This window comes from Bradyrhizobium sp. CIAT3101, assembly GCF_029714945.1.
Classification (GTDB): Bacteria; Pseudomonadota; Alphaproteobacteria; order Rhizobiales; family Xanthobacteraceae; genus Bradyrhizobium.
The window spans coordinates 3,175,734-3,188,689 of record NZ_CP121634.1 but is presented as its reverse complement, the minus strand read 5'-3'; the positions used below and the strand labels follow the sequence as shown (position 1 = coordinate 3,188,689).

General features: G+C 64.9%; 13 protein-coding genes. 5 read left to right on the top strand and 8 right to left on the bottom strand.

Annotated features, from left to right (window positions below; all coding sequences use genetic code 11):
* Nucleotides 1–58: 58 nt before the first annotated feature.
* Nucleotides 59–1,054: an N-acetyl-D-Glu racemase DgcA gene (gene dgcA / locus QA645_RS14885; protein ID WP_254132645.1), complete on the top strand. Its 996-nt coding sequence runs from the start codon at nucleotides 59–61 to the stop codon at nucleotides 1,052–1,054.
* Here the strand turns inward: dgcA and QA645_RS14880 are convergent.
* Nucleotides 1,024–2,220, bottom strand: coding sequence for an MFS transporter (locus QA645_RS14880; protein ID WP_283051127.1), 1,197 nt, complete (start codon nucleotides 2,218–2,220; stop codon nucleotides 1,024–1,026). The genes dgcA and QA645_RS14880 overlap by 31 nt on opposite strands.
* 75 nt (nucleotides 2,221–2,295) lie before the next feature.
* Between QA645_RS14880 and QA645_RS14875 the strand changes: the two genes are divergently transcribed.
* The gene (locus QA645_RS14875) at nucleotides 2,296–3,627 is read left to right on the top strand and encodes a hypothetical protein (protein ID WP_283051125.1); all 1,332 of its coding nucleotides are present in this window, start codon (nucleotides 2,296–2,298) and stop codon (nucleotides 3,625–3,627) included.
* A gap of 86 nt (nucleotides 3,628–3,713) precedes the next feature.
* Here the strand turns inward: QA645_RS14875 and QA645_RS14870 are convergent, their stop codons facing one another.
* On the bottom strand, nucleotides 3,714–5,027 hold the full coding sequence (locus QA645_RS14870) for an acyltransferase (RefSeq protein ID WP_283051123.1): 1,314 nt from the start codon (nucleotides 5,025–5,027) through the stop codon (nucleotides 3,714–3,716).
* Nucleotides 5,028–5,138: 111 nt separating this feature from the next.
* Entirely contained in the window at nucleotides 5,139–5,333 is a 195-nt protein-coding gene (locus tag QA645_RS14865; RefSeq protein ID WP_254132649.1) for a hypothetical protein, read from the bottom strand.
* A 224-nt stretch (nucleotides 5,334–5,557) separates the two neighbouring features.
* On the opposite strand from QA645_RS14865, the gene QA645_RS14860 reads away from it, so the two are divergent.
* Entirely contained in the window at nucleotides 5,558–7,366 is a 1,809-nt protein-coding gene (locus QA645_RS14860; RefSeq protein WP_283051120.1) for a caspase family protein, read from the top strand.
* Between the two features lie 67 nt (nucleotides 7,367–7,433).
* Here the strand turns inward: QA645_RS14860 and QA645_RS14855 are convergent, their stop codons facing one another.
* The 4 genes from QA645_RS14855 to QA645_RS14840 all read right to left on the bottom strand — a co-directional run bounded on the left by QA645_RS14855 (nucleotide 7,434) and on the right by QA645_RS14840 (nucleotide 11,120).
* Nucleotides 7,434–8,417, bottom strand: coding sequence for a threonine/serine dehydratase (locus tag QA645_RS14855; RefSeq protein WP_254194535.1), 984 nt, complete (start codon nucleotides 8,415–8,417; stop codon nucleotides 7,434–7,436).
* A 63-nt stretch (nucleotides 8,418–8,480) separates the two neighbouring features.
* Entirely contained in the window at nucleotides 8,481–9,524 is a 1,044-nt protein-coding gene (locus QA645_RS14850) for a glycosyltransferase family 1 protein (RefSeq protein ID WP_283051117.1), read from the bottom strand.
* Complete coding sequence (locus QA645_RS14845; protein ID WP_254132653.1) at nucleotides 9,524–10,336, bottom strand: UDP-2,3-diacylglucosamine diphosphatase; 813 nt, start codon at nucleotides 10,334–10,336, stop codon at nucleotides 9,524–9,526. Before QA645_RS14845 ends, QA645_RS14850 begins: the two co-directional genes overlap by 1 nt.
* 211 nt (nucleotides 10,337–10,547) lie before the next feature.
* Nucleotides 10,548–11,120 (bottom strand): TetR/AcrR family transcriptional regulator, encoded by a 573-nt coding sequence (locus tag QA645_RS14840; RefSeq protein WP_254194537.1) that lies wholly within the window; start codon nucleotides 11,118–11,120, stop codon nucleotides 10,548–10,550.
* A gap of 117 nt (nucleotides 11,121–11,237) precedes the next feature.
* On the opposite strand from QA645_RS14840, the gene QA645_RS14835 reads away from it, so the two are divergent.
* Together QA645_RS14835 and QA645_RS14830 are read left to right on the top strand one after the other, a co-directional pair.
* Nucleotides 11,238–11,618 (top strand): DUF4267 domain-containing protein, encoded by a 381-nt coding sequence (locus QA645_RS14835; RefSeq protein ID WP_283053205.1) that lies wholly within the window; start codon nucleotides 11,238–11,240, stop codon nucleotides 11,616–11,618.
* Nucleotide 11,619: 1 nt separating this feature from the next.
* The gene (locus QA645_RS14830) at nucleotides 11,620–11,940 is read left to right on the top strand and encodes a DoxX family protein (RefSeq protein ID WP_283051113.1); all 321 of its coding nucleotides are present in this window, start codon (nucleotides 11,620–11,622) and stop codon (nucleotides 11,938–11,940) included.
* Nucleotides 11,941–11,976: 36 nt separating this feature from the next.
* Here QA645_RS14830 and thiD read toward each other — a convergent pair whose 3' ends face one another.
* On the bottom strand, nucleotides 11,977–12,777 hold the full coding sequence (gene thiD, locus QA645_RS14825) for a bifunctional hydroxymethylpyrimidine kinase/phosphomethylpyrimidine kinase (RefSeq protein WP_283051111.1): 801 nt from the start codon (nucleotides 12,775–12,777) through the stop codon (nucleotides 11,977–11,979).
* Between the last annotated feature and the right edge of the window lie 179 nt (nucleotides 12,778–12,956).

Sequence of the window (12,956 nt, the reverse complement as noted above, 5' to 3'; positions counted from 1 at the left end):
CTGGTTAACGTTAGTTGCTAGAGGTAACCAGCAGGTTCAGATTTCGCCAGAGTTCAAAATGACTTCCAGCAAAGTTCCAGCCCTCGCCGCACGAATCGAGCGGTTTCCCATCGCCGGCAGTTTCACGATCAGCCGGGGCGCCAAGACGGAAGCGGTGACCGTTGTGGCCGAAGTGAGCCGAAACGGCCTGATCGGCCGTGGCGAGTGCGTGCCCTATCCCCGCTATGGCGAGACGCCCGAAGCGACGCTGGCCGCGGTCGAGGCCATGCAGGCCGCCGTGGCGGGCGGCCTGACGCGGCAGGCCCTCCAGGCCGCCATGCCGCCAGGAGCTGCCCGCAATGCGCTGGATTGCGCCCTGATCGACCTGGAGGCCAAGGCGGCGGGCCTGCGGGCCTGGAACTTGCTGGACCGCCCGATCCCGGGCGAGCGCACCACGGCCTACACGATCTCGCTCGGCACGCCCGAGGCCATGGCGGCGGCGACTGCGAAAGCGGCGCGCCGGCCGCTGCTCAAGATCAAGCTCGGCGGCGACGGCGACCCGGAACGGATCGCGGCGGTGCGCAGGGCTGCCCCCGAGTCCGAGCTGATCGTGGACGCCAACGAATCCTGGACCGAAGCCAATCTGGAAGCCAACCTCGCCGCCTGCGACGCCGTCGGCGTCACCCTGGTCGAGCAGCCGCTGCCGGCCGGCAAGGACGACGCGCTGGCGCGGATCAAGCGGCCGCTCGCGGTCTGCGCCGACGAGAGCGTGCATGATCGTGGTTCGCTGGCGCCCCTGCGCACGCGCTACGACGCGGTGAACATCAAGCTCGACAAGACCGGTGGTCTCACCGAGGCGCTCGCCATGGCCGATGCAGCGCAGGCACTCGGCTTCGAGATCATGATCGGCTGCATGGTCGCGACCTCGCTGTCGATGGCGCCCGCCATGCTGGTGACGCCGCAGGCGCGCTTCGTCGATCTCGACGGACCTCTGTTGCTCGCGCGCGATCGCGATCACGCCCTGCGCTATGACGAGAGCCTGGTCTATCCGCCGGACGCTTCGCTCTGGGGCTGAGCGATGAGCCGACGCCGCGCCGCCCAGATCAGAAGCGCGCCGGCCGCTGCCATCGCCGCCATGACGTAATAGAGGCTGTCGCCGATGTGGGCGTAGATCGCGCCTGAGGCGATCGAGCTTGTCGCTCCCACCACTCCGCTGCACGCGGCATAGTAACCCTGCCCCCGCGCAATCTGATGCGACGGGACGCGCTGCACCAGCAAATTCATGGTGCCGACGATGGTCATGCCGAACGTGAGGCCGTGACCGAGCTGCGCGATCGTGAGCAGCGCCAGCGACGGCTCCTGCGCCGTGACGATCCAGCGCAGCACCGCGCTGACGCCGCCGATCGCCATCAGCGATGACGGATGCAGCGAGAAGCGCGGCGATAGCGCGAACACGACGATCTCGGCGATCACGCCCAGCGTCCAGAGTCCTGCGATGGTGAACCCGCCGAGCCCGTGGGCCTGCCAGCTGATCGCCGAAAATGAGTAATAGGCGGCATGACTGCCCTGGATCAGCGCGGCCGAGATGATGACCAGCCAGAAGCCGGCATCGCGCAGCAGGGCATTGCCGCCATGCTTTTCCGCGGTCCTTCGCCTGACATCGTCGAGCGGCTGGAGCAACAGGCCTGTGACGGCCGCAACCAGGGCCCATGCGACGATGATCCAGATCAGCTCGCGCGTGGCGATACTGTCCACGAGATAGCCGCAGGCGAGTGCGCCGGCGGCGAAGGCCGCCGAGCCCCACAGCCGAACTGGCCCATAGTCGAAGCCGTAGCGAATGACGCCGCGCAACGCGTACGCATCCGTCAGCGGGACGACCGGCGTCCACACGATGCAGGTCAGCGCATAGAGCAGGAGCAGTGCCAGCGGCTGGTGCTGCAGGCCGACCAGCGCAAATCCCGCCGCCGTCGCGACGACCGAAACCATCATGCCGGCGCGAATCGCATGGCGCTTTTCAGCAAAGGCGGTTGCATAAGGCAGCGTGGTGAAACGCGTGATGCCCGGCAGCGCGTTGATGATCCCGATCCAGGCCGCATCGACGCCGACCGCCTTGAGCCAGACCGGAAAGAACGGCAGATGCGTGCCCGACACCGCGAACACGGCCGAGTAGAACAGCGCGAGACGCACGGCGAATCGCCGCTTGACGGATGTCGCGATGGGGATTTGTGATTCGCCTGCCATCAAACCAATTGCGATTCGGTCGATATCGTGGTGATCGTTACAGTAACGCGCACTGATTTGCGCGACGAGATTGTCATGGCCAACGAAGCATTCGCCCTCTCGCCCATGTCTGCCCGCGCGGCCGAGCCGAACGAGCAGGATTACGACGCGATCCGCGAAGCTTTCATGGAGACCGCGCGCGGCCGCTGGTTCCTCGGCGAATACGCCAAGCGCAACCGCAATGCCGACACGCGCATGGTGCTCGACGCGGTCGCCAAAATCGAAGAAACCCTTGCGGCACAGCGACAACCCGTCGTCGAGGACCGCCTCCCCGAAGCGCTGGTCGCGATCCGCCGTGCCGTTGACGACGCAGAAAACGCCGCCGCCAAGGCGTGCGATCCGGCGGCGCTCGAGGCAAGCCTCGCACCGATCCCCCGCGGCGTGCGCATCATCAAGGAGATCTCCTGGCGCTGGCGCGAGATCGGCGCCGACGGGCGAATCTGCGACTTGATTGATTCGCAGCTCGCCTCGATCGAGGCGGCCTGCGCGCAGATTTCGACCATCGACCCGCGCGGCGACCTCAAGGCCGCCTTCGATCTGCTCAAGGACCGGGTCGAGCAAACCGACGCTGACGGCGACGCAGCGCCGCAGGCCGCGGTGCGGCCGGCACCTGCGCAGGCCACACCGCCGGTGGCCGAAGCGCCCGCCGCGATGGCGAGCGAAGCACCCGTGGGTTCTACGGAGACGCCACAGGACATCGCGGCCGAGGCCGTCGATGACGCGAGCGGCATTGCCGAGAACGCGACGATGGACGTCGCGATCGCGCCTGAGATCGCCGAAGGCCACGTCGCCATCGAGGCCAGCCTTGCTGCGGTCGAGGACGGCCTCGCCGATCCCGCGTCCGTCGCAGAGATCACGGACGAGTTCTCGCTCGATGCCGCGGCGGAAGCCGAGGATGAAGCGATACTCGACGCCATCGCGCTGGAGATGGCCGCGCCCGATCCGGAGTTCGACGCGATCGTCGAGCCCATGGAGATGGAAGCGGCTGTGCCTGTGCCGATGGTCGCGGAGGTCGCCGAGCCGGTCGTCATGGAGGCGCCGATCGCGCCACATATCGAGGCGCCGGTCGTCGAGGCGCCGGTTGCCGAAGCACCGATCGCGATGGAATCGCTCGCGCGCCTCACCGATGCCATTGCGGAAGCCGCGGCTGAAGTGATGGAGCAGCCGGCCCCCGCCATGGCGGCCGCGGCGACATCCGGCGCAGCACCGACCGCGTCGCTTCCGATGCCGTCCCCCCTGCCCGAACCCTCGCTCGGCGCCACCATTCTCGCCAGCGGCATCGTGCAAAAGCCCCGCGCTGCGGCCAACGACGCGCTCGCGCCGATCCGCCGCATGACCCAGGCCGAGAAGATCGCGTTCTTCTCGTAAGCCTCTCTCGCACTTTCTCCATCGTCCTCGTGAGCGCAGCGAAGCGGTCTCGCTTTCGCGGTCCCATCAGGTCAGAAGAGAGCTGATCAATACCCTTGTTTGCCCAATGCTTCTTCGCGGCGAAGCGGGGAATGGATTCCGGCAGCCAGATTGGTCGACGCGGCATCAATGGCGCCGCTGTCGGGATCGACCAAATCGTCGGCCGTCGAAGCAGGTGCGGCGTTCCGCCTATCGACGAGTTGCTTGCCATATCTTCGCAGCGGCGTCTCAAAATATCGGAACGACAGATCGCTGAGCAGTGCGAGCAGCCCGACGATGGCAAGGACGATCACGGCCTTCATCGTGGCATCCGGCAACTGTCCGGGATGGGCGCGTTCCCAGGTCTCGCGCACGAAGGCAATCACAGGGTTGTGCATGAGGTAGAGCCCGAACGACCTCGCCCCGATCCAGACCAGGATTGATCTGAGCAATCCTGGTGCAAGCAGGTATCCACCGTTGAAGGACGCGATATAGACCAGGGCGCCGCAGATCAGCGTCACGATCACCGGGAAGAACGTGACCAGGCCGGGGCCGCCGCCCACCGCCGCGAGCGCAAACAGCAGGATGACAAGAAGCGGCCATCGCACAAAACGGTTTTGCAGGAAGTACGGCGTGAAGGCCACGTCGGCGGCGCTCTGCTTGAACAGCGCGATCAGCACGCCGAGCGAGATCGCATCAAAGCGGGTCATCCAGGTCAGGGATGTCCGCTCTCGCATCGCCATCCAGGCGACAATCCCGGCCAGCACCACCGCCATGGCGCGGCGCGGAAGCAGAACGAGCAGCGGAAAGGCCAGATAAAATTGCTCTTCCAGACTGAGGGACCAGTAGACGCCGGAGGACCCGCACCAGAGGTTCGGCGAGGCGGTACAGTACGCGTAGTGAAAATTATAGACGTTGAGGGCCGCGGCAAGAAAATCGCCGACATTGCCGAAGAAGGAAAAGTAAGCCCCGGATCGATTGTAGACGAGCGACATCACGATCGGAATGAGCAGCCACAACCATGCCAAAGGCATGATGCGAAAGGCGCGGCGGATCCAGAAATCGGTTACGACGCGCCAATAGGCGGGCGCCCCCTTGCCGGCAGCCAGGACGAAATCCCGATAGAATGCGCGCGTTATCACGAATCCGGAGACGCAGAAGAACAGGTCGACGCCGAATGCAAAGTTCAGGTAACTCTCCAACGTCGGCGGGAGCCACCACATCGCCGTACGATGGTGAGCAATCAGGACGAATAGGATCGCAATCGCGCGCAACACCTCGATTTCCGGCAGGATCCGATGGCTCGCACCACCTTGCGAATGGCGGCCATCCCCCTGTTTGCCGTGCATGCTATCCACTCGATCTCTGCTTCTTGGCGGCACGGTTCTTGCCGTGCCGCAATTAGAGCGCCCGTAGCAGCCTGAATACCACCTCCCACCCTGGTTAAGTCAATCCTGCGAGGTCACTAGGGGGCCCGGGGCCAGCGCAAGGCGTCACGCCACACGCTTCGTCTCTGCGATGACCACGCCGGCTGCCTCCGAAGCCGGGTCCGGGCCCGACTGGATCATGCCGTCACCGCGAACGCGCAGATCTGCGTGAGGATCGATGGCAAGCCGCTCGAACAGGGCTTGCAATTCCGGCCTGAGGCCGTCGCCGCGAAGCGCGGCGATGGCATGAAGCTTGTGCATGTCAGGATCCTTCATGTTTGTCGCACGATAGGAACCGGCACAGTTCGATCCACCCGATTTCGGATGTGCAACACCCTTGGGGATCGGAACGCACCATAGGTTCCGGCGTGATCTACATCACGCACGGGACAACGGGTGATCGCGATCACGGACCGCGGGTTCGAACGTGTCCTAGCTTCCTCGCAACCAATCTCGCATCGAGATGAGCCCCGAGGGAGCACGCCATGTTCCGCCTGAAATCCGCCCTGATGACCGCCGGCCTGCTGGGGAGCCTGTTTGGCTTCGCCTGCGGCCCTGTTGCCGCGCAAGTCGCCCCTGTCGAGCCGGCCGCGCCTGCCGCCCTGCAAGGCCCGGAGCAGCGGGTGGCGCTGGTGATCGGCAATTCGAACTACCGGAACGCGCCGCAGCTCGCCAATCCCGACAATGACGCGCAGTCGATGGCGCAGTTCCTCAACTCCGCCGGCTTCGAGGTGATCTCGGCGACCGACCTCGGCCAGAACGACATGCTGCGCGTGGTGCAGGATTTCTCCGCAAAAGTGTCCGCGCGCGGCCCGAACACGGTGGCGATGGTCTATTACGCCGGTCACGGCGTGCAGCTCGCCGGCGAGAACTATCTCGTCCCTGTCGACGCGAAGGTGTCGAACCCGACCGAGCTCGTCAACGACTCGGTCCGCCTGGTCGACGTGATGTCGACGCTGGAAACGATCCCGAGCCGGATGCGCATCGTCATCCTCGACGCCTGCCGCAACAACCCGTTCCCCAACGTCAGCGACGCCGGCCGGGGCCTTGCCATCGTCGATGCGCCGAACGGCTCCATCGTCGGCTATTCGACTGCACCCGGCGCCGAGGCGCTCGACGGTAACAACGGCCACAGCCCCTACACGCAGGCCTTCCTGAACGTCGCGCGCGAGCCCAACGTGCCGATCGAGCAGCTGTTCAAGCGCGTGCGTCTCCAGGTGAACCAGACCACCAGCGGCGCGCAGATTCCGTGGGAGAGCTCCTCGCTCACCTCCGACTTCACCTTCTTTGGCGATACCGCCGTTGCCGCCAACCGCGCGCCGATGAATGCACCGGTGGTGCAGATGGCCTCGAACCTGCCGAGTCGTTCGACCCGCCAGGCCTATGACTACGTCGTGTCCGAAGGACGGCCGGAGTACTATCAGGAGTTCATCCAGATGTACCCGCACGACCCGCTGTGCGATCACATCCGCTGGCTGCTGTCGAACCTGCTGCTCTCGCAGGCCTGGCACCAGGCGGTGCTGGCGAACTCGCCGATCGGCTACCAGGCCTTCTACAACAACTACGGCAACAGCCCCTATGCGCAGATGGCGCACAAGCTCGAGATACAGCCGAAGCTGATCCCGCTGATGCAGGCAACGAAGTTTCTGGCTCCGCAGAACATTGCCCCGACGCTCAAGATCGGCAATCTCGGCCAGCCCAAATACATGCCGCTGATCCAGCAGGGCAACGGCGGCTCGCAGATCAACGCCAACCTTCCGGTCGTGCAGAAGCCGGTCGACAGCAACGTCATCGGCAAGCTCGGCAATGGCGGCCAGATCGTCAACCTGCCGGCCGGCAATTCGCAGAACGGCGCGCCGTCGCAGACCCCGGGCAAGATCGTCACCCTGCCCGCGCCGACCAACACGACGACGAACAACAACGGCATCGGCAAGATCACGACACTGCCGGTGACCACCACCAATCAGAACACCGGCAACAACAATGCCGGCACGGCTAATGGCAACCCCGGCAAGGTCGTGAGCATGCCGGTGACGATCGGCAAGGGCGGCTCGACCGTCGATGTGAAGACCACGGACGTGAAGACGACGAATGTTCAGACGCAGAACAACCCGATCCGCATCAACAACGGCGTGAAGCTCAACAACAACCCGGTGAACAAGGTGCAAGTCCAGAACAACCACCAGAACAACCGGCCGCAGTTCAATGCGATGGGGAATGGCGGCGACAACAATGTCCGTCAGTCGATGAACCAGTCAAACGGCGGCAACAACCACCGCAGCTTCATGCACTGATTGCGGCAGCCGCACACGAGAAAGGGGCAGAGCGGCAACGCTCTGCCCCTTTCGTCATGTCAAAAACTCAGGCGACCAGTTCGGCAAACAGATCCGCATCGACATTGCCGCCGGAGAGCACGATCACCACGTTCTTGCCGGCGGCGTCGAGACGGCCCGCGAGCAACGCCGCAAGGCCCACCGCGCCGCCGGGCTCGACCACAAGCTTCAGCTCGCGATAGGCAAAGGCGACGGCCGCGCCGACTTCCTTGTCCGACGCGGTCACACCGCGTGCCAGAAGCTTGCTGTTGATCGCAAAGGTCATCTCGCCGGGGATCAGCGCCATCAGCGCATCGCAGATGGTGCGGCCCGCCGGCGGATGCGGCTCGCGATGGCCTGCGGTCAGCGACAGGCCGTGATCGTCGAACGCCTCGGGCTCGGCCACCACGATCTGGGCTTGCGGATAGCGCGCCTTCACGGCTGTGGCGACGCCTGCGATCAGGCCGCCGCCGGAGGCCGGCGCCACCACGATGTCGGGCGACAGGCCGAGCGTTGCCATGTCCTCCGCGATCTCGCGACCGGCGGTGCCCTGCCCCGCGATCACGAAGGGATCGTCATAGGGCCTGACCAGCGTCGCGCCGCGCTTCTCGGCAATGCCGCGCGAGATTGCCTCGCGGTCGTCGTTGTAGCGATCGTACAGCACGACCTCGGCGCCGTAGGATTTGGTGCGCTCGCGCTTCGACAGCGGCGCATCCGCCGGCATCACGATGGTCGCCTGCATGTCGAGGATTTTTGCCGCCGCCGCGACGCCCTGGGCGTGGTTCCCGGAGGAGAACGCGACGACGCCGCCGGCGCGCTTGTCCTGCGGGATCGAGAACACCTTGTTGAAGGCGCCCCGGAACTTGAAGGAGCCGGTGCGCTGGAGCATCTCCGGCTTCAGGAACACCTTTGCGCCGACGCGCTCGTTGAGCACGGGAAACGACAACAGCGGGGTGCGGACGGCGAAGGGCGCGAGTACGCGCGCTGCGGCGTCGATATCGGCGGGGCCGATCGGAAGGGGCTGTTCGGACATGCGGCGATGTTATCGCGGCGGACGCGGCGCGGGCAAGACACCTCCGCGCGAGGATTTTACCCTTTAAGCGACGAAGCGCGGCTGTTCCGCGCCCGCCCGGCCGGGCAGCACCGCACCGACCGCCCGGATGCTGTCCACAAAAGCCCGCGCCGAGGCTTCCCAGGTGTAGTTGGCGGCGAATTCGACGCAGGCCTGCCTGGAAACATCGAGCGCGGCGAAGCAGGCGTTACGCAGATCATGATCGAGCGCCCCGACCGGCGCATCGCCGATGACGTCGCGCGGCCCCTTCACGGGGAAGGCCGCGACCGGCAGGCCGCTCGCCAGCGCCTCGAGCAGGACCAGGCCGAACGTGTCGGTCTTGCTCGGAAACACGAAGACATCGGCCGCCGCATAGATGTCGGCCAGTTCCTCGCCGTGCTTCTCGCCTAAAAAGATCGCATCGGGATAGGCTTCTTCCAGCGCGTTGCGCGCCGGGCCGTCGCCGACGATCACCTTGGTGCCGGGCAGATCGAGGTCAAGGAACGCCTCGAGATTCTTCTCCACCGCAACGCGGCCGACCGACAGAAACACCGGAGCCGGCAGGCAGAGGTCGACGGCGCGGGGATGGAACAAATGGGTGTCGACGCCGCGCGGCCACAGCACGACATTGTCGAAACCGCGCTCGCCGAGCTCCCGGGCCAGCGCCGGCGTTGCCGCCATCACGGCCCGGCTCGGGCCGTGGAATCGGCGCAGCGCCCGCCAGATCAGGGATTCCGGAACCGGCATCCGGGCACGGACATATTCGGGAAAGCGGGTGTGGAAGCTGGTCGTGAACGGCAACTTGCGCTGCCGGCAATAGCGGCGGACCATCAGGCCGATCGGCCCTTCCGTCGCGATATGGATACTGTCGGGCCGCGCTTCCTCGATCAGTTTTGCGATGCGCGCCGGGCGCGGCATCGCGAGCCGCACGTCGCGATAGCTCGGCATCGCAAAGGTGCGGAACGATTGCGGCGTCAGAAACGTGAACTCGACACCGAGCGTCTTCGCGGCGTCAGCGAGCTTGGTCAGCGTCCGAACCACACCGTTGACTTGCGGGTGCCAGGCGTCGGTCGCGACCAGGATGCGCATCAAGCGGCCCTTGCTGCCACCTGCGGTACGGCGGCAGGCTTCTGCGCGTGATCCGCCCAGGTGATGATCTCGAAACGGCCGTCGTCGTGCTCGACCAGCGCCGTGCAGCTCTCGACCCAGTCGCCGCAATTCATGTAGCGGATGCCGTTCTCGTCGCGGATCACGGCGTAGTGGATGTGGCCGCAGATCACGCCGTCGGCGTCATGACGCCGCGCTTCGGCAGATAGCGCCTGCTCGAACGCGCCGATATAGTTGACCGCGTTCTTGACCTTCTGCTTGGCCCATTGCGACAGCGACCAATACGGCACCTTGAACATGCGCCGGAAGAAGTTGACGAAGCGATTCATCTGGATCGCGAAGTCGTAGGCCTTGTCGCCGAGATGGGCGAGCCAGCGCGCGTTCTGCACCACGAGATCGAAGATGTCGCCGTGGATGACGAGATAGCGCTTGCCGTCAGCCCCGGTGTGGACGGTGTTCTCGACGACGTCGATGCCGCCGAAATGCGTACCGTAATAGTTGCGCAGGAACTCGTCGTGATTGCCGGGCACGTAGATGATCTTGGCGCCCTTGCGCGCCTTGCGCAGCAGCTTCTGCACCAGATCGTTATGCGATTGCGGCCAGTGCCAGCTCGATTTCAGCGCCCAGCCGTCGACGATGTCCCCGACGAGATAGATGGTGTCGGCATCGTGGTAGCGCAGGAAGTCCAGCAAAAGGTCGGCTTGCGAGCCGCGGGCTCCGAGATGAACGTCGGAGATGAACAAGGTGCGAAAGCGCCTTTCAGGGCTCTCGTCACTCACATCGTAACTTCCCATGCGACAGCCTGTAACAATGTCCCGTGACAGGGGGATGACCAATTGAACCTTTGAGGCACCCTCAGATACGAATCAAACCTCGCCTCGCCCTCCCCGCGAATATCAGTCGCATGCGACAATCAGGCGACATGGGGCGGCATTGGTTACCCGCAAAAGCCCGGACCGGAAGCGCGGCACACGCCAGAGACGACGCGAGCCACGGGCGGGCGCGCTATTTTCCGGAAACGACCATCGCCCGAACAAGGAGTGCGATTCGTTCACTACGCGCGCCGAGCCTAATTCGGCCCGAGCGCTCGAGCTCAACGAGCCCGTGCAGGGCCGCCCAAAACGTCTCGGTCGCGACATCCACATCGACGCAGAACGGCGTTACCACGGCCGCGAGGGCCTCGAACCCGGCCCGTAGTTCCGGTCTGGTCCCGGCTTCGGCGAAGCGCAGGTCCGTCGGAAGAGTGAACATGGCCTCATAGAGCGCGGGATTTCGGTGGGCAAAGGCGAGGTAGGCCGTCGCGACATTCTTGATGGCGTTTCGCCCGGTCGACCCACCTGCCGCCTCCCGAAGAGCCACGGCGATGTCGCGGAAACCCTCGAGGGCTACTGCGGTAACGATCGCATCCCTGTTTTCGAAATGTGAATAGAGGACCGGCTGACTGTGTTCGATCTCATCGGCAAGCCGACGGATCGTCACGGCGTTCCATCCCTCGCGCTCTGCGATCACGCGCGCTGCCGCGACGATGCGGCGTTCGCGTTCAGCGCGTTGCCTGTCTTTCCGCTCGGCGATCCCCAACCTTCGATCTCCCAGGCCAAGATGGTCGACACTTATTATCGATGCTTGACGATCTAGCAACGCTAGAATATGTAGTCTAGCAATGCTAGATTATCTTGGATCGATATAATGAATCTCATGCACAGGCTTCCGCTTGGAACCGCGCTGCTCGTGGCTCTCGGGATTATCGCGATCGGCATCCAATATGTCGTCAGTCCGCGGACGGCGACACGCAGTTTCGGCCTGCCACTCCCTGAAGACGGTGCCAACACCGACTGGTGGCTTCGCCTCAAGGGCGTTCGCGACATCGCGTCGGGATTGACCGTGCTGGCATTCATGGCGTGGGGTGTCCCCCGCGGGGTCGGCATCATCCTGTTTGTCGAAGCCATCATCCCCTTCGGCGACATGCTGGTCGTGCTCGGCGGCCGAGGCTCTGCAAGACGCGCGTTCGGCATTCACGGCCTCACGGCGGCGATCATGATTCTGGCAGCCATCCCCATGATGATGGATGTGCCCTGAGATGACCCATATTGTTTCGGTTTGTCTGCTCGTTGCCGGGCTCTTTGGCGCAGGCCTCCATAACGCGATCGCCGGTTCCGCGACGCAAAGCAGCTTCGTTCGATGGGGTTACCCGCGCTGGTGGGGCCGCCTGACCGGCGGATTGGAGATCGTGAGCGCCGTTCTGATTGCGCTCCCCGCAAGTCGCGTTGTTGGCCTGGTGCTGGGCGCAGCAATCATTTTGGCCGCTGTTCTTACCGTGGTGCGCCACCGCGAATTTTCGCACCTTGTACCGCTCGGTGTGTTTGCCACCTTGATGGCTCTCGCAGGAACGTTGTCTTGAGGGCCGAAATTGCCGACCGGCTAGCCGCAGCCGGCGTCAGTAGAATTTGTGGAAATGATGGACCGGCCCGTGGCCGTGACCGACGCTGAAGCGGTCGGCAGCTTCGATCGCCGCGCTGATCCAGGCCTTGGCGTTGCGCACGGCCATCTCGAGATCCTCGCCCCTGGCGAGGCCTGCTGCAACCGCCGAGGACAGCGAGCAGCCTGTGCCATGGGTGTTGCGCGTGGCGACGCGCGACGCGGCAAGCGCGATCGTCTTGTCGGCGCCGACGAGATAGTCGATGCTCTCGCGGCCCTCACCGTGTCCGCCCTTGATCAGGACCGCGCGGCAGCCGAGTTCGAGAAGGCGGCGCCCCTGGCTTTCGATCTCGATCTCGCTTCGTGCGATCGGCTCGTCCAGCAGCGCGGCCGCCTCCGGCAGATTGGGTGTGATCACCGATGCCAGCCGCATCAGCTTCGTGCGCAACGCCTCGACGGCCTCCGCCGCCAGCAGGCGATCGCCGGAGGTCGCGACCATCACGGGATCGAGCACGATATGGCGAGGCTTCCAGTGCACCAGCGCAGAGGCGATCGCGTCGATGCTCTCGGCCTGCGCCACCATGCCGATCTTCACCGCGCCGACATCGAGATCGGAGAACACCGCATCGATCTGCGCCGTGACGAACGCGGCGGGCACCGCATGAATGCCGGTGACGCCTTTGGTGTTCTGCGCGGTCAGCGCCGTGATCGCGGACGCGCCATAGACGCCGAGCGCGGCAAAGGTCTTCAGGTCGGCCTGAATGCCGGCGCCGCCGCTCGAATCCGAACCGGCGATGGTGAGCGCCACGGGCGTGGTCATCGCAGGATACGCTTGCTTGAGGAAAACTCGGCCATAGCCAGTCCTAGCGCGCCCCTGCAGCCCCAGCAAGCCGGCGAATCAGGCACAGCCGGTGCTGCGCGGCATTGTCGCCCCGGAAGCGGGCATAACCTGAGAAAATAAGACCAGGGCATCGTCCGGCCTTGGCGCCCATCCCCGCG

Bases quoted from the DNA above. Each gene is read 5' to 3' on its own strand.
- dgcA (WP_254132645.1), top strand. From the start codon at position 59: ATGACTTCCAGCAAAGTTCCAGCCCTCGCCGCACGAATCGAGCGGTTT.
- QA645_RS14880 (WP_283051127.1), bottom strand. From the start codon at position 2,220: ATGGCAGGCGAATCACAAATCCCCATCGCGACATCCGTCAAGCGGCGA.
- QA645_RS14875 (WP_283051125.1), top strand. From the start codon at position 2,296: ATGGCCAACGAAGCATTCGCCCTCTCGCCCATGTCTGCCCGCGCGGCC.
- QA645_RS14865 (WP_254132649.1), bottom strand. From the start codon at position 5,333: ATGCACAAGCTTCATGCCATCGCCGCGCTTCGCGGCGACGGCCTCAGG.
- QA645_RS14860 (WP_283051120.1), top strand. From the start codon at position 5,558: ATGTTCCGCCTGAAATCCGCCCTGATGACCGCCGGCCTGCTGGGGAGC.
- QA645_RS14855 (WP_254194535.1), bottom strand. From the start codon at position 8,417: ATGTCCGAACAGCCCCTTCCGATCGGCCCCGCCGATATCGACGCCGCA.
- QA645_RS14850 (WP_283051117.1), bottom strand. From the start codon at position 9,524: ATGCGCATCCTGGTCGCGACCGACGCCTGGCACCCGCAAGTCAACGGT.
- QA645_RS14845 (WP_254132653.1), bottom strand. From the start codon at position 10,336: ATGGGAAGTTACGATGTGAGTGACGAGAGCCCTGAAAGGCGCTTTCGC.
- QA645_RS14835 (WP_283053205.1), top strand. From the start codon at position 11,238: ATGCACAGGCTTCCGCTTGGAACCGCGCTGCTCGTGGCTCTCGGGATT.
- QA645_RS14830 (WP_283051113.1), top strand. From the start codon at position 11,620: ATGACCCATATTGTTTCGGTTTGTCTGCTCGTTGCCGGGCTCTTTGGC.
- thiD (WP_283051111.1), bottom strand. From the start codon at position 12,777: ATGACCACGCCCGTGGCGCTCACCATCGCCGGTTCGGATTCGAGCGGC.